This is a genomic window from Acinetobacter sp. GQ146, assembly GCF_059758585.1.
This window is the reverse complement of sequence record NZ_JCAXDV010000003.1, coordinates 241,945-265,307: the sequence shown is the minus strand read 5'-3', so window position 1 is coordinate 265,307 and position 23,363 is coordinate 241,945. Positions and strand designations below refer to the sequence as shown.

Sequence of the window (23,363 nt, the reverse complement as noted above, 5' to 3'; positions counted from 1 at the left end):
AATATCAAGTTCTGTTAAAAGCTTGTGTTAAGTTATATTCAGTGACTTGAGTATTTACTGGCACGCCTAGATCTTGCAAACATTCAGAAACACTTTTATTCATTCCCTGAGCTGCTGTTACACCACTAGGAATAACCACCTGATTCATATGGTGAGAAAAACACGCATTAATATCGTCATCGGATGCAGAACTTAACGCGGGTACAATAGATGTTGCTGTCACTAATATTTTTTCAGATTTATCAATCTTTGCAGAATCCACATCTGTACCGAGCTGCATATGCTGAAATGCTTGATCTAAACCAACGGATTGGCTATCCGTACTCGTATTCACTTTAACTGCAACCTGAGTCATGACTGCTCTACGACCACTGGTAAAAAAGTTCGCTGTACTATCGATTTTACAGTAACCATCTAACCCCAATTCACTGTTTGAAGGCGCTGTTCCAGAAACCCATTGCATGAAACTTGCCTGACTATAGTCATAAAAGCTGCTAGATGCTCCTCGATAGCAAAAGACCAGCTCTTTGCCTTTATTCGCATCAGTTTTAACTTGCCCAAACAATCCATCATAGGCTGTATTTTTGAGCAATAATGCAGGATTCTCTACATTAAAAATGGCTGAATCAGAATTTTGCACCAACAATTGCTGTGCTTGACTATTGGTTGCAATATTTAAAGCGGTCAAACTACTTCTGATAGCCAATGTTCCAATCACGGTAATAATGACCAATAGAATTAGAACAACGATTAAAGTCGCACCTTCTTGTTTTGTTTTCATTATTCTCGCTCCCCAAGTGCATTGCGCAAAGCAATCGTTTGTGAAACCACCTGACGAATATATTTAGGATCAGTCATCGCTTTTAACTTGACCGTTTGATCTAAAACCTGAAAAGTTTGATCAGCTTTGATAAGGGCATCGCCACCCATTGATTGTGTAGATCGAGCAAGAGCACCCAACTGAATCGACAAAATTCTCGGACGCGGTGCAGTTAGTGCCATATACGATGCAATAGGAAGATAACGATGTGTACCATTTGCATATTGCACACCTAATAACGCCCTAAAATGATCAACCCGTTTCATAATAATTTCACCAGAGCCACCATAACCCTGAATAGAACTTGGTGTACTTAGCGAGTAATACCCTGCATCACAAGCCAAAGCTAATGGAGAACCTTCATTATTTGCTTTATTACTATCCGCTCTTAAAAAGTAGCGCTGTACCACCATTTGTAAGCCCGCAGATTTACTAAACCGGAGCTCTTGTCCTTCACAGTCAAAGCCACCCACCAGTTCATCATCACTCTCATCAGAAAGCGTATTTTTATTATCCAAAGTATATTGTGGCAAATATTGGATCACCAACTGATCACTATTTACAGCTGCCCCACTACCATCTACAACATTACTGGTTAAATCACCTTTTGACATCAGGCTAACATCAAGTGCCGCTGCAGACAGATATACATTAGTATTTGTTACTGTATTAGAAGAACTTAAGACTACACCACCATAAGGTGATTGATCATTAATCGTGGCACTCTTAACATTTAAATTGGTTAAGCGAATATCTTTGGTGATGTAATTCAATCCAAAATTGGCGTTATCCTGAAGCTCAGCCACGCCTTTTTGCATCGCAACACTTTTTTGTCCCGTTAAAAATAATAGAATTGCAGCCGCGACAACAATAAGCCCCAACGCTAAAGAAATCATGAGTTCAATTAAAGTAAAACCTATTTGTTTATTCTTCATTTTAATAGGTCTCCATAATTACGCAGGTAGAGCTAGGATTATAAGAGGTCCCATTGGTACAGTCCCCCGTACCCGTACCATCCGTCGCACTGGTATCTCCCCAAGCAACATATAAGCAATTTCGACCATCACTATTGCCGGCACAAGACAACATATTAACCGTCATCCCCAAGTCGGCCGCCTTACCTGTTACTTGAGACACATCAAAGTCAGCCAAATCTGCAGCGCTGCAAGCACTTGTCATACAATTTGTATTATATGCAACTTGATTAGTGGCAGTTTCCGTTTGAGTTTTATATGCTGCCAGTCCATCTCGATTAGCTCGAATACGCTCAGCCATATCTCGCGCAATATTCATAGCTTGGACACGATTAATGGCTTCCGATGTTGCCTCTACTGCTCGATATTGCAATGCGACAAAACCTAAAATACCAATAGCCAACACCAGCAAAGCAACCAAAATCTCGATTAAGCCCACACCATTCTGACTAGACATCTTTGAGTTCATGAGCATGTTCCTTCAGCAATTTGCTGGATGGTTCCCATTTTTGAAATACTGACTGTTTTAGACAAAGATCCCGAAGACTGTTCGCAAACCACAAAGGAAGTGTCGGAAGTCGCATCTTTTACTAAGCCTGTCGAGAGAAATGTAATGGTCGTTGGAGAGCCGCTCTTTAACACAGCTTTGCCATTTGGCATCCAATTCAATTGAGTTTCAGTGTCTGCAACTTCTGCCGTATTTAATTGCACTGTAATTTGTCTACGCTCAAAAGCTGCTTTTGCTCTTGCTTTAGTCAATACTTCAGCTAATTCTTGAGAACTTTTTTTCAAGTTTTGTTTCAACATTAAATCCTTAAAAGAAGGCGCAGCAAGCATTGCTATAATCACCAACACCGCAATCGTCACTAACAACTCAATTAAGGTGAAGCCTCTACTTCTTCGCATACTTTTCCCCTAGGCAACAAACCTTTACCCTATTCAAAATCATATTTCTTTTTTTTACAAAACGAACACAAACTAGATAAAAGGCATAAAAAAACAGATGATTGTCAAAAAGACAATCATCTGTCAAATATTTAATAAAAATAAAATGTTAAGCGATTATCACTTTAAGCCTGGGTTACAGGAATACGTAACTCTTTTGGCAAACTAAAGGTAATATTTTCTTCACGACCCGCCAATTCTTCAGGAACTTTCGCCCCCCAGTCTTGCAAGCGTTGAATCACTTGTTTAATCAGAATTTCAGGGGCTGATGCACCAGCTGTCACCCCAATTTTAGTATTTTCATTAAACCAGTCTTGCTGTAGTTGTTCTGCATTATCGACCAGATATGCAGCTTTGCCCATGCGTTCAGCCAATTCACGCAACCGATTCGAGTTCGATGAGTTTGGAGAACCGACCACCAAGACCACATCACATTGTGCCGCCAAATCACGCACCGCATCTTGACGGTTCTGAGTCGCATAGCAAATATCATCTTTGCGCGGCCCCTGAATATTCGGATATTTTTTACGAAGCGCATCGATCACTTTTGCAGTATCATCAATCGATAACGTGGTCTGCGTGACAAAAGCAACTTTGTCTGGATGACGGACGTTTAATTGTGCGACATCCTCCTCATCTTCCACTAAATAGATTTCACCACCATTGTTTTTATCATACTGCCCCATCGTGCCTTCTACTTCGGGATGACCCTCATGTCCAATCAGAATCGCTTCGACGCCTTCACGGGCATACTTGGTCACTTCAATATGCACCTTGGTCACCAATGGACAGGTCGCATCAAAGACTTTTAGGCCGCGACGTTCAGCTTCCTGCTGTACAGCTTTAGACACTCCATGTGCACTAAAAATCACAATGTTATCGTCTGGTACTTCATCCAGCTCATCAACAAAAATCGCCCCACGTTGACGTAAATCATCCACCACAAATTTGTTATGTACCACTTCGTGACGCACATAAATTGGCGGCTGAAAGCATTCAAGTGCACGATTTACAATCGCAATGGCTCGGTCTACCCCTGCACAAAAACCACGCGGATTAGCCAATACAATTTCCATAAAACCCTCATTGTTCACTTAAATGTTCGTCAGATGCTGCTAAATTTATGCAAACTAAAATACGACTAGCTATTTTGTTTGCGGCTCGTCTACTCTAAAATAGAGAAGATATTTTATCATATCAGGAAAAATATCATGTCGGGTCTCTTGTTTGTCGTTTCTGCTGCGTCAGGAACTGGCAAAACATCTCTCGTAAAAGCCCTACTTGAACGTGTAAATAATTTACATGTTTCTGTGTCCCATACCACGCGCGGACAACGTCCCGGCGAACTCGATGGTGTACACTACCATTTCACTCAAAAAGATGACTTTCTTGCCTTGGTTGAACAAGGTGGATTCATTGAATACGCTGAAGTGTTTGGCAATTATTACGGCACAGCTCAAGCAACCGTAAAAGAACAATTGGCCAAAGGACATGATGTTTTACTGGAAATTGACTGGCAAGGTGCGCAGCAAGTCCGTAAATTATTTCCAGAGTCGAAACAAATTTTCATTTTACCACCTAGCCAGTTCGATTTACGTCAACGGTTATCAAACCGCGGCACAGACAGTGTGGAAGTGATTGAACATCGCTTAAGCTGTGCTGTAGAAGACATGCAGCAGTTCGTTAATTTTGACTATGTCATTATTAACGATGACTTTAATAAAGCGCTGCACGATTTAGAATCGGTAATTACCGCCAATCGTTTGGTTCTGACACAGCAAGCCAACCGCCACCAAGATTTGATTCAGAAGTTGATCACTCCGGTTGAGTCGTGATTAAAACTTGAGTCTCAACTGAAAGCATTTTATACTGCACAGTCTGTTTCAGCATTAACATTTAAACGAGAACTCTTATGGCACGCGTAACCGTTGAAGATTGTTTAGACCATGTAGACAACCGCTTTGAGCTTGTACTAGTGGCAAGCAAACGTGCGCGTCAACTGGCACGTCAAGGTATTGAACCAACTGTAGAATGGGACAACGACAAGCCAACTGTTGTGGCTTTACGTGAAATCGCAGTTGGTCACGTTTCAAAAGATATTTTGAAGCAACGTGAACAAGATTACCAAACTTCAAGCCTTGATCTTGCACTTTCAGCAAACAATCTTAATTTAGATGGTTTTTCTTTCCAATAAGATCGAAAAACTACGTAAAGGCCTAGTTTTTAACTAGGCTTTTTTTCGCTTGGAACTTTAATATTTCTTCAAGAACAGTTATAACATTAACTCAAACCATTCTATTTTTTTAAATTGACGATTTGCGAATTTTGCACAAAAAATTTGACAAGTTTCGCACTTTGCTTTTTATTAAAAACTGAAATGATGAATAGCTTTTTCATGGTATAGGTAAAGGTGTTATATGCCAGGCGCAGAAGTCAGCCAAGCCAAACAACAACTCAATGTGATTATCGACGCTTATCTTAACGAAAGTGAAGTCGAACGAGTGCTTGCGGCCTGCGATTATGCCGATATTGCGCATGATGGTATCACCCGTAAAAGTGGTGAACCGTACATCCTACATCCGATAGCCGTCAGCTGTATTTTGGCACATATGCGTTTGGATGCTGAGACCCTGATGGCTGCCTTATTGCACGACGTCATTGAAGATACCGATTTTAGCAAAGATGATATCAGTGAAAAATTTGGTCGTACCGTTGCAGAACTGGTCGATGGAGTAACCAAACTTAGCCATTCCAGCGATAAAGAATATAACAAAGCGGCATCGTTCCGAAAAATTTTACAAGCTACCCTACAAGATCCACGTGTCATTATTATTAAATTAGCAGATCGCTATCATAATATGACCACGCTGGAATCCTTACGTCCAGACAAACGTGCGCGTATTGCCCAAGAAACCTTTGATGTGTTTGTGCCTATGGCGCGATTGGTCGGCATGAATGAAATGGCGGACAATCTTGAACATTTGTGTTATCAGAATCTTGATCTGGACATGTTCAACAATGTGCAAGAAGCTTTAGCCAAAACCAAGCCAAAACGCTGCGAATATCAAGCCATCTGGGAAAGAAATCTCACCTCACTGTTGCAGCAAAACCAAATTACTGGTCGGATTAAAAAGAAAAACAATAATATTGAGTTACTTCGTCACTTTGTGAAAAATGATATTGATTTGCAAGAACTGACTCATAGTCATGCTTTTGAAATCATTCTACAAAGTATTGCTGATTGCGATAACCTCGCTGAAATTCTCAAAGAGCATTTCCAAGTCCTGTCGTATCAAGATCATATTCGTCGACCTTTACCAGGCGGCAATCAATCCTTGATGATGCGCCTCAAAGGCGAAAAAACCACGCTCTCACTCACTTTACAAACTGAACTGATGCGCAAAGCCGCACGCTTTGGTGTGGTCTTAGGTGAAAGTGCGCCTCAAGCCTGTCGCTCAGCAATTCAAGCGTCCATGCAGAATTTGAATGTCCTGATTGACAGTAGCTGCGCCAAGACCACGTTCAATGATTTGCTCGACTATCTGCATCAAGAAAAAATTTGGGTGTATACCCCCCACGGCCAACTACACGAATTGCCACAAGGGGCAACTGCTGTCGATTTTGCCTACTCAGCCAGCTTATTTTTAGGCAACCATGCTGTCGGGGCGAAGATTAATGGGGAAACCAAACCCCTCTCGACCCCACTCCTCAGTGGGCAAGTGATCGAAATCATTACAGATGTTTTAGCAACCCCGAATCCTGACTGGCTCAGCTTTATCAACACCCAAAAAGCCCGACGTGCGATTCAGAATATCTTGCGTGATCAAGATGTCGAAGAACAACAATTGGTCGGTGAACAAGCCTTAAATCGCGCACTCAAACTGTTTAACCGCTCTACAGATGATTTAACCGAAGATGATTGGCTCGACTTATTAGAATGGCGTCATCTTGAAACTAAACAGCGTCTATTTGAACAAATTGCGGTTGGGGATTTATTACCTCAGTTGGTTGCAAATCATTTGTTCGCACAAGGGCAATCTGTCGAAGAACATAGCTCCGATCGCTTAATTCAAGGTACGGAAGGCGTGGATGTCAAATATGCGCATTGCTGCAACCCTGTCCTCGGTGATCCAATTCAAGGACATTTATCCCGTCGTGGACTGATTGTGCATCGCGCACGCTGCCATAATTTATTGCATGAGCAGCATTTACATCCTGAAAATATCATGCCACTACAATGGGCTTCAGAAGATCTGGATGACGTCAGTTTTACGGCCTATTTGTGTATTGATATGCAAATGAATGATGAACAAATTTCTGATTTGATTTATCAATGCCGTAAAGCCAAAACTGGGGTAGAAATGGTCCGCAACTACGACCATAAAACCTATGTCAATATCGTAGTTAATAACCGTAAGCAAATTGCCCAGATTATTCGCGACTTACGTATGCATTATGGCTTCCCACGAATTACTCGTCTTGCCATGCCCTTAAGTGCGACAGAAGCCTCTATTGCAAGTTGATCATTAAAAACGATAGGGCTTCTGTATCCGCATACAATCCTTTAAGATGTAGTGAGATATAAAAGGAGAAATCGATGTCCCGCCAAGTCATTCATACAGAAAATGCCCCTGCCGCTATTGGTACTTATTCTCAAGCAATTTTAGTCGGTGAAACACTTTATCTTTCAGGGCAAATCGGTTTAGATCCGTACAGTATGGAGTTGGTTGAAGGCATTGAAGCGCAAATCCGTCGTGTATTTGATAACTTAAAAGCGGTCTGTGAAGCTGCGGGTGGCTCGCTTGCCGATATCGCCAAACTGAATATTTTCCTGACTGATCTATCTAATTTCCAGTTGGTGAATCAGATTATGGGCGAATACTTTGCACAGCCTTATCCAGCACGTGCTGCTTTAGGCGTTGCTAGCCTTCCAAAAGGCGCCTTGGTAGAAATGGATGGGATTGTGATTATTCCACAGTAATTTATAGAATTAATTCAATATCCTGCCTTAAATATTTAGTTCAAAATTTTATAACTCTCTTGCGCGAAAATCCGAGCAACACTCGGATTTCCGCTCAAATAGTATTCTTTTATTTAAATTCCCAATGATAATAATTCTCTTTTCAGATGAATTTAATTGACAAACGATAACAATTATCAATAATATTACTTATCGTATTTAATTTACTCTGGTTAGCCCCAAATGTACGTATGTTTATGTCGTGGTATTACAGATCAAGATATTAAAGATGCCGTTGCCAACGGTGCTGAAAGCTATCGTGAAATCCGCGATTTACTTGATTTGGGTACTTGCTGTGGTCGTTGCGCACCTGAAGCACGTGCCATCATTAGCGATGAAATTGCTGAAATTGCGGCTCGTATTGCTGTGGCTGCTTAAGCCTTAATAACCATAACGATAAATATAATGATCTAATTGATCATTCCTCCTCCCCCGCTTCCGACTCTAAGCGGGCTTTATTTTTCTAAATATCCAATTGTTTTTGATTGCGATTTTCATTTGCTGTTCTATAAAGCACTCGCCTTTCCCAGTATTCTTGTTTAAGATTTATAGTACAACTGGGCTATAAGACCCGAATACAATTTTAAATCAGCATTGATTGATGGAGTCTAGGCTATGAAAGGCAATCGCGATGTGATTAACCAGTTAAATCAGGTGCTCTATCATCATTTAACTGCCATTAACCAATATTTTTTACATTCACGTATGTTTAATGATTGGGGTATCGAACAACTCGGTTCTGCGGAATATAAAGAATCGATTCGCCAGATGAAACATGCCGATAAAATTATTGAACGCATTTTATTCTTAGAAGGTCTGCCAAATTTACAACATCTAGGCAAACTGTATATTGGTCAACATACGGTTGAAGTTTTGAACTGCGATATTCGTAAAGTCAAAGAAAATATTGAAAGTATTCAAACTGCGGTAACCTTGGCCGAGCAAACCATGGATTATGTTACACGTGACTTGGTACAAGAAATTCTAGAAAAAGAAGAAGAATATTGGGACTGGCTCACCACACAACTCGATTTAGTCGAAAATGTTGGGATTGAAAATTATATTCAAAGCCAGCTTTAAGTTTGATTATTAAAAAAGCCAGCAAAAGCTGGCTTTTTTAAGGTCTTTTATTGCGTGGGTGCCAATAAAGACTCATAACTTACATCAACATGTTTCAACTGTTTTAACAACCATAATTGATGACGCGCACCCCGCTCATCTCCATTGAAGGCAAGCACACGTGCATATTTCAACAAATCATACTTGGTTGGATAACACTGTACCATTTCATAGATTTGCTGTAATTCAACTTTGCTGAGCAGCGTATTCGGATTGAGTCGAATCCATGCAATTCTACGACTGAGCTCATCCAGAACATAAATTCGATCATGATTGGTGATTTTTTCTGGTGTCTTCTCATAACGCATCGACTGATTGAGTTTGGGCACAGCCACCATATAATCACGATGAATCAAAACTAAAAGTAAGCCACCGACAATGAACATGATTTGCATATATTTGGGTGCAAGCGTCCATACTTTTAACTGGTTGTCTTGAGACAGCACCAAGCCAACAATAAAACCCAATGGTAATAAGAAATAGGCGTAGTTCTGTGGATATTCCAATAAGGCATGCACCAATACTGCAATAATCATGAGAATTCCAATCACCGATTCAGTGGAGTTCACGCGACTAATGAGGCGATATGCCAAATACATTAAATAAGCTAGAAATGGCAATCCAATCAGCAAACCATTCCAGACCAAAAAGTCTAAGACAAAATTATGCGAACTACGCACCCATTCAGGGATACGATAATACTCACTTACTGACACCTGTGCCACACTGGTCTGATTCCAGCCATAACCAAACCACGGTCGATCCGAAATGGCATACAGCATTTGCTGCCATATACCTAAGCGTAAGTGACCGCTACTTGCGCGCTCAATCGCAGTTGGAGAATCTGCAATCGCTAAGTGAGATGCTTGCGCAATCCAATGATCAGCTATTGGCAGCGCTAGAATCAGCCCAATAAACAGGCCGACCCAAGTCAACATTGCATACCATTTCAGACGCAAATATCCTAGGTACTGCTGATAGAAGAAATAAGCCAAAAATAGGATACAAACAACCCATGAGGTTCTAGACTGGCTTAAGACCAATGCCACCAAAATAACCAATGAACACAAACTTAACACCCAAACTTTAACTTTACTTTTCTCAAATAAATACAAACTGGACATTAACGAGAGAATAAGAAACGTGGCCATATTATTCGGCTGAGCAAAATTTGCATATGGTCTATTGCTACGCAAATTTGCAATCCCTGGAATATGGTTTTCAATGGTGAGCCACTGTGCGATTGCCATCAGCCCAGATAGAGTTCCAACTATTAGTAGAACATAACTAAAAACAGTGAAGGCTTGTTCCCGATCTCTTGGAGTTAAAGATAAGTTGTAGCCCAATACAACACTTAACCAGAAACCAATGACAAACAAGCAGGAAATTAGGGCAACACTAAAAAAGAATTCCAGCCCAAACATCCATTGCACTACAGGTATAAATGCCATAACGACAAGCGGTAGTGTCACCATAGGCAATTTAATTTTTTGCTGTAGAAAAATTGCTGCTAATGCAAACAGGGATAAAAATGCAAAAAGCTCACCTGTATAGGTAACCCACGGGCGATAGTGAACAGGCAAAAGCCATGCCAGTGCAATCAACACACTAGCAAATAAAGAGAGTATAAATTTCATGGGGTGCTACAGTTGCAGAACTGCGCATAGTGTAATTCAAAATGTTGTTTTTTTCTGCTGATTCAATTTATTTCCAAGGGCGCAAATCGACAATTTTAATGATCTCAGCAGTATCTTTATTTACTAAAACTGTCATATCTAGAGTGTTAGCTTTCAAAGGTAAATAAGCATTCGCTTCAGGATATTTAGTCAATATTTTTTTAACCCTAGACTGATCATTATATAGTCCTAGTTTTATTAATTGCTCTGCATTTTGTTTGATTTGTTGGGCTGAAAAAGACAAAGATTTATAGCGCTCAGGTTGCTGTGCCATAGAAATTCCACCAAGCACCTCTAAAAACATGTCCTCTTGACGCTGTTTTAAATTAGACGATTGAGTAATCGACACATATTGAGGACCAAACCAAGGAGCATGCTGAAATTTAGAGTCAGCATCATTTATATGCTGATCTATAATCTCATTTTGCCGAACCAATTCAAAACGATCCACATTAAAAACCAACCAAGCAGGACGCCCTTGAGCAATACTATACACACCAAAGAGAAGAGCTGAGATCTGAAGTAAGATAATTACACCAAGATCAAATTTAAGCGACTTTTTACCTTCTTTATAGACTAGAAAACCAAGTATAGGTCCAACAACAACATCTATAACCATCATCATGAGGAAAATATGTGTAACATTAACAGCTCTTGCTAGAGGAGAAGGATACCATACAAAAAAAACAACCCCAGTAATGATTAAAGCGATTAAAGATGAAATACTTAAATGCCGAATAAAAAATTGTGTTCTTTTTAGACCCATAAAACTTTTCATTTTGAAATACTCGAACTTTTCCATTTAAAAACTAAAGACTCATCTACTTTATATAAAGAGTTCCAGTCATATTCCCGCCCATTCAACCCACTATTAATTATTAAATATTTCTTTGCAGAATCTTCTTGATTATTCAATGCTAAGGCTTGAGAATAACGATATAATGCAATCGGTGTTGCATAACGGTAGGTGGTCTTTCTCATTAATTCCAGCTGTTCATTTGTCATATTTCCCACTGGACGAGTTCTAATTAATCGAATTTGCTCTCTCAAATGGGTAAGTAAAATAACATTTGGTGCATCATGATTTGCATGTACATTACCAATATTTAAACTCTCGAATCTTATCAACTGCACGTCCTTTTCAATTTTATTATACTCAAATAGCACCCAGATATAGATTGTTATAGCAAATAGCAAAAAGATAAATAATATATACTTAGAAATTTCTAACACTTTCAAATCACTATCTTCCATTTGTACTACCCCTAACAAAAAACCTACTGGAAGCAAAAAAAAGGCATAATCTAATGGAAATTCCAACATGGCATGAACCATTACAGCACCAACCATTGATAAAGCAACAAAAGTACTAATATTTTTTACCAATTTATGAAAACCATATAACCAAATAGACAAATAACCAATTATAAAGACACCAATAGGAATTCCATTCCAAATGATTATATCTAAGAGAATATTATGGCTATGATCTATTCTTTCTATTGTAGGATACTGGAGATAAACCATTATTTGGGCTACGCTAACTTGATTCCAACCATACCCAAACCATGGTTCCTGCTGAATTGCAATTAACATCTGCCTCCACATAGGCAATCTAAAATAGCCACTAGAAACTCTTTCAATAAAATCCGAGGCAAAACCAACTCCTAGATAATTTGAAAAAATAGGGAGGCTAATAACGAAAATAACATAAATCAATAAAAAATATATGTAAGAATTTTTATTCAACCGTGTTTGAAAGCACTTAGTTTTCCAGTACCACCAAATTAAAAATACACTGAAAAAAATCCATGGCGTCCTTGATTGGGTTAATGCAATTCCAAATAATATAAAAATAGCAATAAATAGACCCACCACTCTATTAATATAATTTCCCTCATATAGATAGAGTACCGACATAGCCGACATACAAAGGAAGGTTGCGCAGTTATTAGGTTGTGCAAAATTTGCAAATGGTCTCCCCCCTGGTGGTAAGTCAGCAATCCAAATACCTCCTTGATGTAATAACAACCATTGCTTCAGCATCATATAAATTGAAATAATGGAGCAAAAAAGAAAAACAATTGAAACAATAAAAATTATTTTTTTTGATCCAAATCTAGATGTTAGATTAAAACCCACTGCAAATGAAAAAATAAAACCAATTAGATATAATAAAACAATAAACATATCCCCAAAAAAATATATTCTACCAAATAAGTATTGAATAAATATAACAAACATTATCAATATAAAAAAAAACGTTATTCCTTTTATAATTTTAAAACTATGATTAAAGGCACAAGAACAACCAAAAAAAATTAATGACATAAATGCCAAAGCATCTTGATAAGCTGTTAACCACGGCTGATAATGATTTGGAATTAAAATCGCACCGCAAAATAGAATCACTGCAAAAAAAATAAATATCTTCATTTAATTATAACTATATTAAAAAATAAGGGAGCAATAGCTCCCTTACATATTTAAATTTTATTAACCACGGCAAGAACCTGGTAAATATTTAGCATCAATTGTACCTGGTGAACATTTCCAAGCACCAACAGAAGTACCAATATCCGCAGTACCCATAGTAGTCGTACCGTCAGCTTTCATCGGCGTCATAATAATCGTTTTGCTAGCAGCAGCTTTCAGACTTGTATCAGCAGAAGTTGTAACTGTAATTACACCAGCGTTGCTTGTTGTTACTGAGAGCACATATTTTGAAGCTTTTGAAGCTGCTGTGCCAGCAGTATTCACTTCACAACCCCAAGCATTTGTTGCTGGTAATGCGGTAGACGTTGTTGATTGATAAACTTCAGTGATTGTTGTACGACAAGCCGAACCTGCCAATACGGCTTCTGAAACTTTAGCACGTACCGTGTAATCTTGATATGCAGGTAAAGCAACTGCCGCCAAAATACCAATAATGGCAACAACGATCATTAATTCAATAAGAGTGAAACCCTTTTGAGCGTTCATAACATTCTCCACAAATGTTTTTGTTTCGTTTTTTTTAAGCTTTGTAAAGCAAGAAGCGCTTTTGTATGCTTTGTTTATAATTAGCACGGAATGTGCCAAGATTTATTATAGTTAAATCCAACAAAAAAACAGCACCTTAGCCATCTTTTTTTTAATTAATTTTATCGGATAAACGCAAACTTAAAGACACAATTAGTACATAGGTGACAATATTTGTCATTTTCAAACCCATATGTTTTTTTGCTTGTGTACCAATTCTCACTCTTAATTGATAATGATAGGTTCATTCGGTAGCTCATTTTGTACTTCAATTTTTAATTGCGCATCATACGCCTGTAGTATAGTTCCAATTTTATTTACAGCCTCTATTAGCGCTACACAATATTGTTGCTGGCCCATTAACCGAACCATATCTTGGCAAATAGTATCCCACACTGCTTGCTCACTGGCTTGTTGAATGCCTCGATCAAACACCAATTCCACTTGTCGCTCACACAAGTTTAAATATAACAACACCCCACTATTGTATTCAGTATCCCAAACACCCAATTCTGCAAATAACTGTTCGGCACGTTTCCGTGTATTCTGCCGATAGGCTTGCAAACATGGTAAATGACCTTCAATCACCACCTGTATTTCACCGACATGACCGCATTCTGCTTGTTGTACAGCGCTCGCAATTTGCTTTAAATCCTCGGCATTGAAATAGCGGTTTGTCCCTGAAAAATAAAAGCAATGCTTTAACCAGCGTTTAAAGCTAGGCTCGGCTTGCGCTTGCCACTTTGGTGCCGTGACAATTTGGGTTGAATCCGTTGTTGTTACCATGAGCCTGATGCCCCTCCCCCTCCAAAGCCTCCGCCACCACCACGATAGCCGCCCCCTCCACCAAAGCCACCGCCCCCTGAACCCCGTCCAGAACCAGAAGCCAGCATTTGTAAGATGAGTTGTGCGATTGACGTGATGAGTAATACGAATATCCCAACACCGACCAATATACTGGTGAGCAAACCTACACCACTGACTAAACCTGCCACCACACCCGCCACGCCCGCAGTTGCAGCACTTAAACGATTGCCGATCATCATGGAGGCAAAGGTTCCAACCACAATAATCACCAAAGCATAAGTCCAAAGCTGTGAACGCGCTTGCTGTTCATGCAGTGCCTGTGCTTGTTGTTCTTTTAATTCTTGCGCAGCTTGCTGGGCAATTTCAGGGTCTAAATTCAAGATCCGTGCTATTTCATTCAATCCAGATTGAATCCCTTGCGCATATTCCTCTTGTTTAAAATAAGGTGTGATCTCATTCCGGATAATCCGTCCAGCAACAATATCTGGTAGTACACCTTCCAAACCATAGCCTGTCAGAATTTGGATTTTACGATCATTAATCGCAATCACCATCAGCAATCCATTATCACGTTTTGCCGTTCCCAACTGCCATTGTTCCGCTACACGCATGGCATAATCAAATATGGCTTCCTGCCCTGTGGTTGGTACAATCACCACACCTATTTGAGCCTTGCCTTGCTGGTGCAACTTTAGAATCTGATCACTAAGCGCCTGTTTATCTTGACTACTGAGAATATTCGCTTGATCAATCACAGGAGAATTTAAACTTGGCAGGCTACGTATTTCCCCATCCGCCAAATCATTTGCAACTTGTGTAGAAGAGGATGCTTGTTGCTGAATCTCAGAAGAGGTAGATCCATTTTTAGCTTGCCGAAGAATCTGACCAATCACCACCGCATCTTCAGAATCATTAACTGTTTGAGCCGCTTCAGCCCAACTGAATGAACAGACTATCAAAGACAATAACGCACTAAACAACAACAAAGCTGCTGACTTAGTCTTGTCTTTGAGATGATTCATGTCATCATTCCGTATCATACAGACAATTAATCAAAAGAGACTTTTGGCGCAGTCTGCGCACTTTGTTCAGCACTAAAGTTGGGCTTGGTGTCCATACCAATCACTTTTGCAGTCATGACTTGCGGGAACTGTCGCACATAGGAATTGTAATCTTGTACCGTGGTGATATAACGATTTCGTGCCACCGCAATCCGATTTTCTGTACCTTCCAGTTGCACCTGTAAATCACGGAATTGCTCATTGGCTTTTAGATCGGGATAATTTTCCGAAACTGCAATCAAGCGCGATAAAGCTCCAGTTAACTGGCCCTGTGCTTCCTGATATTTTTGGAATAATGCAGGATCTTCCAAGACCTGTTTATCGACTTTTAATCCGGCCACATTGGCTCTAGCTTGCGTAACTTCCGTTAATACCTGTTCTTCATGTTTGGCATAGCCTTTTACCACATTGACCAAATTCGGCACCAAATCAGCACGACGTTGATATTGGTTTTGCACCTCCGACCAAGCTGCGGTTACCGCCTCATCTTTAACTTGTAAGGTGTTATAGCCACAGCCTGTCAACATTAAACTACCACTGAGTAAAACAATTAATGCGCTGTTTTTTATCCATTGCATGAGCTATGCCCTCAATTTTTATTGGTATGTTTCAATTCGAATAAAGAGAATTGTAGCCCGATTTTATTTGTCTTGTGTTTGATTTGTTTAATTTCGATTGGCTCAAAAAAGTCGGGAATATTCCCGACTAAACATAATCAATTAACTGGCTAAGCCCTCAGGCATAAATGCTTGCATATGATAATCTTCAGCCAAACGCTGCTTCCAGTACTCCACAATCTCACTATAATCATGTGCAGCAGGATGAAAGTGCGCTTGATAATAGCTTAAATATTCTGGTACCAGTTGAATCAACATTTTCAATAGCCAATATAGGCCAAACAAATTCCCTTGAATTTTCGCTAAACTTTTCCCGCGATCCTGCCAGAATAATCGGCTGGCAGCATAAAAAGTTAAGCTGGCAAAACCCGTGGTGACACTCCGCATGATCATACGGCGTATCGCATCATCCCCATAAACATGCTGATAGACATCAAAGGCCACGGCACGATGTTCAATTTCTTCTATGGCATGCCAGACCCATAATTTCTGTGCATCTTCTTCTAAAGCACTCAATACCTCGGGATGTCGCAAAATATAACCACCCAGTAAGGCCGTAAAATGTTCAAAGGCACAAGTAATGGCCAACTGAATTTTAGGATCTAGACTTTTAACATGATGATCTTTACGTGCCAGCCAGTCTTGGAAACGATCCAGATTATAGTCCTCGCGTCGCCAGGCCTGATTAAATTCAGTATGTGCTTTGGAATGCATGGCTTCCTGTCCAATAAATGCCGCAATTTGTGCCTGTAACTGTTCATCCTGAACACGCTCACGTACATTTCGTACACTATGTACAAAGAACTGTTCTCCAATTGGAAAAGTCGAAGACAATGCCGTCAGCAAATGCGACAGCACGGGAGAATTGGCAAAATAGTGGCGACGAATCGCCTTGGGATTGAATTGTAATTTGCGCACAGTAATGCCATGCGCTTTGGGACGATTTAGGTATGATTTTTCTGTCGTCGTGTTTAACATTGCTGCTTCTCAACTGAGTCAAAGTACAGAGATTCAGTATCTAAAGCGACAATCCAATACGACATGGCAAAAATGCTTAGCCCATTTGCCAAATAACTCAAACCGATTATTGGTCGAATTACCATAAAAAAAATCCCACCGAAGTGGGATTTTTCATGGGTCCAGAACATTTAACGTAGCATATCCCTATTACACGTCAAGGTAGTCTAAAATACCTTCTGCTGCTTGGCGACCTTCCCAGATTGCAGTCACAACCAAGTCAGAACCACGCACCATATCGCCACCCGCAAAAATTTTCGGATTCGACGTCTGGAATTTGTATTGTTGCTTTTCAGCTGCAACTACACGGCCAGAACCATCTAAACCAATATTGGCACCCGTAAACCAGTCTGCTGGACTTGGACGGAAACCGAATGCAAGCAATACCGCATCGGCTGGTAAAATTTCTTCAGAACCTGGAATTGGCTCAGGACTCCGGCGACCACGACTATCAGGCTCACCCATTTGTGTGGTTACGAATTTCACACCCGTCACTTTGCCATTTTCACCGACAATTTCAATTGGCTGACGGTTGAACAGGAACTTCACACCCTCTTCATAGGCATTTTTTACTTCACGTGCAGAACCCGGCATGTTGCTTTCGTCACGACGGTAAGCACAAGTCACATCATGTGCCCCTTGACGTAATGAAGTACGGTTACAGTCCATCGCGGTATCACCACCACCAAGCACAATCACCTTCTTGCCATCAACACTGATATATTCGCTTGGATCTTTTTCCCAACCTTGGCAACGATTCACATTGGCAATCAAGAAATCTAAGGCATCATAAACACCCTCTAGATCTTCACCCGCAAAACCGCCTTTCATATAGGTATAGGTTCCCATACCCATAAATACCGCATCGTAATCTGCAAGTAATTGCTCAATCGTCACATCTGTACCAATTTCAGTATTTAAACGGAATTCAATACCCATTCCCGTGAAAATTTCACGGCGACGCTTCATGACGTCTTTTTCCATTTTAAATTCAGGAATACCGAAGGTTAATAAGCCACCAATTTCTGGACGCTTATCAAATACTACAGGTTTCACCCCGTTACGTACCAGAATATCCGCGCAGCCTAAACCTGCAGGACCTGCACCGATAATCGCCACTTTTTTGTTGGTCCATTTCACATGCGACATGTCTGGGCGCCAGCCTAGGGCGAATGCGGTGTCGTTAATGTACTTTTCAGCATTACCAATGGTGACTGCACCAAAACCATCATTCAGGGTACACGCCCCTTCACATAGACGGTCTTGTGGGCAAACGCGACCACACACTTCAGGTAAAGTATTGGTTTGATGGCAAAGTTCAGCCGCTTGAAAAATACGACCTTCCGCAATCAGTTTTAACCAGTTTGGAATGTAGTTGTGCACTGGACATTTCCATTCGCAATACGGGTTACCACAACCTAAACAACGGTGGGTCTGATTGGCAGCCACTTCCGCTGTAAACGGTTTATAAATTTCCACAAACTCTGCTTTGCGGACAGTAATATCTTTTTTCTCTGGATCTTGGCGTGCGACATCCAGGAATTGAAAGTCATTATTTAGGCGCTCTGCCATGTCTCTCTCCGTGGGTAGGTGCAGTCATTTTGCTCTGCTGCACCTGCCTATATATCTGCAGTAGTGGAATTATTGTGGGTCAGCTTTGGTCGTTTTCAAAAGCGTAAGCAAATTAGCAGCTTTTGGTTTTACAAGCCAGAATTTACGGCTGTAAAAATCGAACTCGTTGCGGATCTTGTACGCCCAAGCACTACCAGTTTCAGCAATATGCTCATCAAGAATACGTAATAAGAATTCTTGATGCTCTTCCATTGATTCAGTCGAAATACGGTTCAACTCGATTAGCTCGTGGTTGTAGTAGTCGACAAAGTCATTATCCAAGTCAAGCACGTAGGCAAAACCACCGGTCATACCTGCACCGAAGTTATGACCGACTTTACCCAGTACCGTCACTACACCACCCGTCATGTATTCACAACAGTGGTCGCCAGCGCCTTCGATTACCGCGAAAGCACCTGAGTTACGTACTGCAAAACGTTCACCTGCAGTACCCGCAGCAAACAACTTACCGCCTGTCGCACCATACAAACAGGTGTTACCAATAATCGCAGTTTCTTGGGTTTGGAAAGGTGAACCTTGTGGTGGGAAGATCGACACGCGACCACCCGCCATGCCTTTACCAACGTAGTCGTTCGCATCACCTTCAAGTTTAATGTGCAAACCACCTGCGTTCCATACACCTAAAGATTGACCTGCTGTACCTTTCAGATTCATCACCACTGGGTGTGATTCCATATCTAAATTGCCATAGCGACGGGCAATTTCACCTGAGATACGCGCGCCAATTGAACGGTCACAGTTACCCACCATGAAGCTATATTCACCGCCTGTGCCTGCTTCAATTGCTGGTAACATTTCTGCCACCATTTGTTCAGCCAACAAACCTTTATCAAATGGCGCATTGCCTTGAACTTGGCAATATTGCGCTTTACCTTCAGCCGCAGGATGTGATTCAAGCAACGCGCTTAAGTCTAAGTGTGCATGCTTGTCAGTTTCACCCGGTAAAACTTCAAGTAAGTCAGTACGACCAATCAAATCTTTTAAGCTTGCCACACCCAATGCAGCCAACCATTCTCGTGTTTCTTCCGCAATGAAGTGGAAGAAGTTAATCAACATTTCAGGCTCACCAATGTAGTGTTCCTGACGTAAATGATCTTGCTGAGTCGCAACACCCGTCGCACAGTTGTTTAAGTGGCAGATACGAAGGAATTTACAACCTAATGCAATCATTGGGGTTGAACCAAAACCAAAGCTTTCCGCACCTAAAATTGCAGCTTTTACAACATCTAGACCTGTTTTCAAACCACCATCGGTTTGTACACGCACTTTGCCACGTAAGTCGTTCACGCGAAGCGCTTGATGCGCTTCAGAAAGACCTAATTCCCATGGCGAACCTGCATGGTGAATCGATGAAAGTGGAGAAGCCGCTGTACCACCGTCATAACCAGAAATGGTAATGAAGTCAGCATAGGCTTTTGCAACACCTGCAGCGATGGTTCCTACACCTGGTTCAGAAACCAGTTTCACAGATACCATTGCTTTCGGATTGACTTGTTTCAAGTCAAAGATCAATTGCGATAAATCTTCAATTGAATAAATATCGTGGTGCGGTGGTGGAGAAATCAGGGTCACACCTGGCACTGAGTAACGTAAACGTGCAATTAAGCCATTCACTTTACCACCTGGTAACTGACCGCCTTCACCTGGTTTTGCACCTTGTGCAACTTTAATCTGCAACACTTCAGCAGAGGTTAAGTACGCTGGTGTAACACCGAAACGACCTGATGCAATCTGTTTAATTTTCGAGTTACGAATCGTCCCGTAACGCGCAGGATCTTCACCACCCTCACCCGAGTTCGAACGACCACCAATGGTGTTCATGGCAATTGCAATCGCTTCATGTGCTTCTGGAGACAATGCACCTAAAGACATCCCCGCAGAGTCAAAACGCGGCAAGATTGCTTCAACGGATTCCACTTGATCCAATGCAATTGAGTTGTCGGTTTTTAACTTAAATAAGTCACGGATGGTTGCAATTGGACGCTTATTGACGATTTCAGCATATTCTTTAAAGTCTGCATAATCACCTGAACGCACCGCTTTATGTAAAGCATTGATCACATCAGGGTTGAATGCATGGTATTCCTTATCGAATACAAATTTCAGTAAACCACCTTGATCGATTGGCTTACGTGATTTCCACGCAGTATCTGCCAATTTTTTCTGATCATTTTCAAGGTCAACAAAGGTTGCCCCTTTAATACGGCTTGGTACCCCAGTAAAGCACTTGCCCACCACTTCTTCAGACAGACCAACTGCTTCAAACAGTTGACCACCACGGTAAGAAGCAACGGTTGAAATACCCATCTTCGATAGAACTTTCAACAAGCCTTTCTCAATGCCTTTACGGAAATTCGCTTGTGCATGAATTGGATCACCCAACAACTCACCTTTAGCAACCAAATCATTGATCACGTCATACGCCAAGTATGGATAAATCGCTGTTGCACCAAAACCTAAAATCACTGCAAATTGATGCGGATCACGGGCAAAACCTGTTTCCACAATAATGTTGGCATCGGTACGCAAGCCAGTATTAATTAAGTGGTGATGCACTGCACCTGTTGCCATCACAGCATTGGCTGGTAAATAACCTTCACGGATTTTCTTGTCTGAAAGTACCAATAAAGTTTTACCATCACGAACCGCTTGTGCAGATTCTTCACAGATACGTGCAATTGCTGCTTCTAAGCCTTCGCTTTCAGTGTAGTTTAAATCGATATCTGCAATTTCATATCCTGTACGACCTAAAGTACGGATTTGATGCATTTTCGAATTTGAAAGTACAGGGCTTGAAATAATCAAACGGTCTGCATGTTCTGGGCTTTGCTCAAATACATTTTGCTCACGACCCAAGCAAGTTTCCAATGACATGACAATTGATTCACGTAATGGATCGATTGGTGGGTTGGTTACCTGTGCAAACTGTTGACGGAAGTAATCCGATACATGGCGCACTTGACGTGATAAAACCGCCATAGGGGTGTCATCACCCATAGAGCCTACTGCCTCTTGACCGCTTTCCGCGATTGGGCGTAGTAATTGATCACGTTCTTCAAAGGTCACCATGAACATTTTTTGTGCTGCTTTGAGGGCATCGCCTTTTAAGCCTTGATCACATAAATATTCTTCGAGTTCTGGGCTACCTTGGACACGAATTGAGTTTTCACGTAACCATTCGCGGTATGGACGCATTTTTTTCAAATGGTTACTGACATCTTTGGTGTCGAGCAATTTACCTGTATAGGTATCCACCACCAAAATCTGACCAGGACCAACACGACCTTTAGAAATCACATCTTCAGGTTTGTAATCCCAAACACCAATTTCAGAAGCTAAAGTGATGTAACCATTTTTGGTGATCACCCAACGTGCAGGACGCAAGCCATTACGGTCTAACATACAGATGGCGTGACGACCATCTTGAATTACTAAGCCTGCAGGACCATCCCAAGCTTCCATGTGCTTCGAGTTAAACTCATAGAATGCGCGTAAGTCGGCATCTAAAGTTTCAACGTTTTGCCAAGCTGGTGGAACCAACATACGCAGCGCACGGAATAAATCCATACCGCCACCCACCAGAATTTCCAGCATGTTATCCAAGCTCGAAGAGTCTGAACCGGTACGGTTTACGATTGGTTTCAGCTCAGTTAAGCCTGGTAATAATGGGTTTTCAAACTTCGGGGTACGCGCCATTGCCCAGTTACGGTTTGCAGTAATGGTATTGATTTCACCATTGTGTGCAAGATAACGGAAAGGCTGCGCCAACGGCCAACGCGGTAATGTATTGGTCGAGAAACGCTGATGGAACACCACAATGTGTGAAGCCAAACGCTCATCAGCTAAGTCAGTATAGAAGTCTGCAATTGCAGCAGGCATCATCAGACCTTTATAGCTGATGACTGTTGAACACAGCGTTGTTACATAGAAAGATGGATCATTTGTGAGTTGTTGTTCCGCACGACGACGCGCCAAGAATAACTTACGGTTAAATTCAACCTCCGTTACCCCCATTGGACAATTCACAATAATTTGTTCAAAGGCAGGCAAAGATTGCATCGCAATTTCACCCAATGCCGCATTATTGGTTGGCACGACACGCCAAGCCAGAACACGTAAGCCTTCTTCTTCGATTTCTTTACTTAGAATTTGTTTTGAATGTGCTGCAATGGCTGGGTCTAAGTTAAGAAAAACCGTCCCAACTGCAAAAATTTCACTTAGAGTAATATCGCTCAGTTTCTTGGCTTCTTCGCGGAAGAATTGTTTTGGCATTGCCAACAATAAACCACATCCATCCCCTGTCTTACCATCGGCGGCAATACCACCACGGTGGGTCATACAGCTCAAGCTATGAATAGCGGTCTTGACCAGATCATGACTTTCGTCCCCTTGCATATGTGCAATAAGGCCGAAACCACAGTTATCTTTAAACTCATCCGGTTGGTATAAACCTTGAGCGGGAGCTACAGTATTAGGCGATGGCATGTGCATAGCGTACCCTTCTTTCTACTTGGCCCTGAATCGGGCGCTGACTATCGAACTTCTTTGCGACTTAGTCTAACTTTCTCACACTAAGATCAATTTAATGCAATGATCTTGCACTCTCATGTCAAAGATAGACTGAATTTATCTTTTGTACATGACCGAAATGCAA

At 41.1% G+C, this 23,363-nt stretch carries 21 protein-coding genes; 6 read left to right on the top strand and 15 right to left on the bottom strand.

Going from position 1 to position 23,363, the window contains the following annotated elements; genetic code table 11:
• Positions 1-4: 4 nt before the first annotated feature.
• The 5 genes from AC6CHI_RS07265 to ispH form a co-directional block, all read right to left on the bottom strand.
• On the bottom strand, positions 5-781 hold the full coding sequence (locus AC6CHI_RS07265) for a PilX N-terminal domain-containing pilus assembly protein (protein ID WP_498120369.1): 777 nt from the start codon (positions 779-781) through the stop codon (positions 5-7).
• Positions 781-1,755 carry a PilW family protein gene (locus AC6CHI_RS07260; protein ID WP_498120367.1) on the bottom strand — a complete coding sequence of 325 codons (975 nt, stop codon included), beginning with the start codon at positions 1,753-1,755 and terminating at the stop codon, positions 781-783. Before AC6CHI_RS07260 ends, AC6CHI_RS07265 begins: the two co-directional genes overlap by 1 nt.
• 1 nt (position 1,756) lies before the next feature.
• A complete protein-coding gene (gene pilV / locus AC6CHI_RS07255; protein ID WP_498120365.1) occupies positions 1,757-2,263 on the bottom strand; it encodes a type IV pilus modification protein PilV in 507 nt (168 codons plus the stop codon).
• The gene (locus AC6CHI_RS07250) at positions 2,260-2,700 is read right to left on the bottom strand and encodes a pilus assembly FimT family protein (protein WP_498120363.1); all 441 of its coding nucleotides are present in this window, start codon (positions 2,698-2,700) and stop codon (positions 2,260-2,262) included. Before AC6CHI_RS07250 ends, pilV begins: the two co-directional genes overlap by 4 nt.
• A 164-nt stretch (positions 2,701-2,864) precedes the next feature.
• Positions 2,865-3,815: a 4-hydroxy-3-methylbut-2-enyl diphosphate reductase gene (gene ispH, locus AC6CHI_RS07245; protein ID WP_498120361.1), complete on the bottom strand. Its 951-nt coding sequence runs from the start codon at positions 3,813-3,815 to the stop codon at positions 2,865-2,867.
• Between the two features lie 135 nt (positions 3,816-3,950).
• Here ispH and gmk point away from each other — a divergent pair, with 135 nt between their 5' ends.
• The 6 genes from gmk to bfr all read left to right on the top strand — a co-directional run bounded on the left by gmk (position 3,951) and on the right by bfr (position 8,839).
• On the top strand, positions 3,951-4,574 hold the full coding sequence (gene gmk, locus AC6CHI_RS07240) for a guanylate kinase (protein ID WP_458891734.1): 624 nt from the start codon (positions 3,951-3,953) through the stop codon (positions 4,572-4,574).
• A 77-nt stretch (positions 4,575-4,651) separates the two neighbouring features.
• The gene (gene rpoZ, locus AC6CHI_RS07235) at positions 4,652-4,933 is read left to right on the top strand and encodes a DNA-directed RNA polymerase subunit omega (protein WP_086209029.1); all 282 of its coding nucleotides are present in this window, start codon (positions 4,652-4,654) and stop codon (positions 4,931-4,933) included.
• A 223-nt stretch (positions 4,934-5,156) separates the two neighbouring features.
• Positions 5,157-7,262 carry a RelA/SpoT family protein gene (locus AC6CHI_RS07230; protein ID WP_498120359.1) on the top strand — a complete coding sequence of 702 codons (2,106 nt, stop codon included), beginning with the start codon at positions 5,157-5,159 and terminating at the stop codon, positions 7,260-7,262.
• A 74-nt stretch (positions 7,263-7,336) separates the two neighbouring features.
• The gene (locus AC6CHI_RS07225) at positions 7,337-7,720 is read left to right on the top strand and encodes a RidA family protein (RefSeq protein ID WP_044739681.1); all 384 of its coding nucleotides are present in this window, start codon (positions 7,337-7,339) and stop codon (positions 7,718-7,720) included.
• Between the two features lie 222 nt (positions 7,721-7,942).
• Complete coding sequence (locus AC6CHI_RS07220) at positions 7,943-8,137, top strand: bacterioferritin-associated ferredoxin (protein ID WP_458891736.1); 195 nt, start codon at positions 7,943-7,945, stop codon at positions 8,135-8,137.
• 237 nt (positions 8,138-8,374) lie between these two features.
• A complete protein-coding gene (bfr, locus tag AC6CHI_RS07215; protein WP_498120357.1) occupies positions 8,375-8,839 on the top strand; it encodes a heteropolymeric bacterioferritin subunit Bfr in 465 nt (154 codons plus the stop codon).
• Between the two features lie 47 nt (positions 8,840-8,886).
• Here the strand turns inward: bfr and AC6CHI_RS07210 are convergent, their stop codons facing one another.
• The 10 genes from AC6CHI_RS07210 to gltB all read right to left on the bottom strand — a co-directional run bounded on the left by AC6CHI_RS07210 (position 8,887) and on the right by gltB (position 23,194).
• Complete coding sequence (locus tag AC6CHI_RS07210) at positions 8,887-10,515, bottom strand: PglL family O-oligosaccharyltransferase (protein WP_498120355.1); 1,629 nt, start codon at positions 10,513-10,515, stop codon at positions 8,887-8,889.
• Positions 10,516-10,582: 67 nt separating this feature from the next.
• Positions 10,583-11,332 carry a TfpX/TfpZ family type IV pilin accessory protein gene (tfpZ, locus tag AC6CHI_RS07205; protein ID WP_498120353.1) on the bottom strand — a complete coding sequence of 250 codons (750 nt, stop codon included), beginning with the start codon at positions 11,330-11,332 and terminating at the stop codon, positions 10,583-10,585.
• Positions 11,329-12,990, bottom strand: a complete 1,662-nt coding sequence (locus tag AC6CHI_RS07200; RefSeq protein WP_498120351.1) for a PglL family O-oligosaccharyltransferase — start codon at positions 12,988-12,990, stop codon at positions 11,329-11,331. Before AC6CHI_RS07200 ends, tfpZ begins: the two co-directional genes overlap by 4 nt.
• Before the next feature lie 60 nt (positions 12,991-13,050).
• Positions 13,051-13,536 (bottom strand): pilin, encoded by a 486-nt coding sequence (locus AC6CHI_RS07195; RefSeq protein WP_498120349.1) that lies wholly within the window; start codon positions 13,534-13,536, stop codon positions 13,051-13,053.
• A 264-nt stretch (positions 13,537-13,800) separates the two neighbouring features.
• Positions 13,801-14,361, bottom strand: a complete 561-nt coding sequence (locus AC6CHI_RS07190) for a TPM domain-containing protein (RefSeq protein ID WP_498120347.1) — start codon at positions 14,359-14,361, stop codon at positions 13,801-13,803.
• A complete protein-coding gene (locus AC6CHI_RS07185) occupies positions 14,355-15,404 on the bottom strand; it encodes a TPM domain-containing protein (protein ID WP_498120345.1) in 1,050 nt (349 codons plus the stop codon). Before AC6CHI_RS07185 ends, AC6CHI_RS07190 begins: the two co-directional genes overlap by 7 nt.
• A 26-nt stretch (positions 15,405-15,430) precedes the next feature.
• Entirely contained in the window at positions 15,431-16,021 is a 591-nt protein-coding gene (locus AC6CHI_RS07180; protein WP_498120343.1) for a LemA family protein, read from the bottom strand.
• 141 nt (positions 16,022-16,162) lie between these two features.
• Entirely contained in the window at positions 16,163-17,038 is an 876-nt protein-coding gene (locus AC6CHI_RS07175; RefSeq protein WP_498120341.1) for a metal-dependent hydrolase, read from the bottom strand.
• 189 nt (positions 17,039-17,227) lie between these two features.
• On the bottom strand, positions 17,228-18,649 hold the full coding sequence (locus AC6CHI_RS07170; protein WP_498120339.1) for an FAD-dependent oxidoreductase: 1,422 nt from the start codon (positions 18,647-18,649) through the stop codon (positions 17,228-17,230).
• 69 nt (positions 18,650-18,718) lie between these two features.
• Positions 18,719-23,194, bottom strand: a complete 4,476-nt coding sequence (gene gltB, locus AC6CHI_RS07165; RefSeq protein ID WP_498120337.1) for a glutamate synthase large subunit — start codon at positions 23,192-23,194, stop codon at positions 18,719-18,721.
• Between the last annotated feature and the right edge of the window lie 169 nt (positions 23,195-23,363).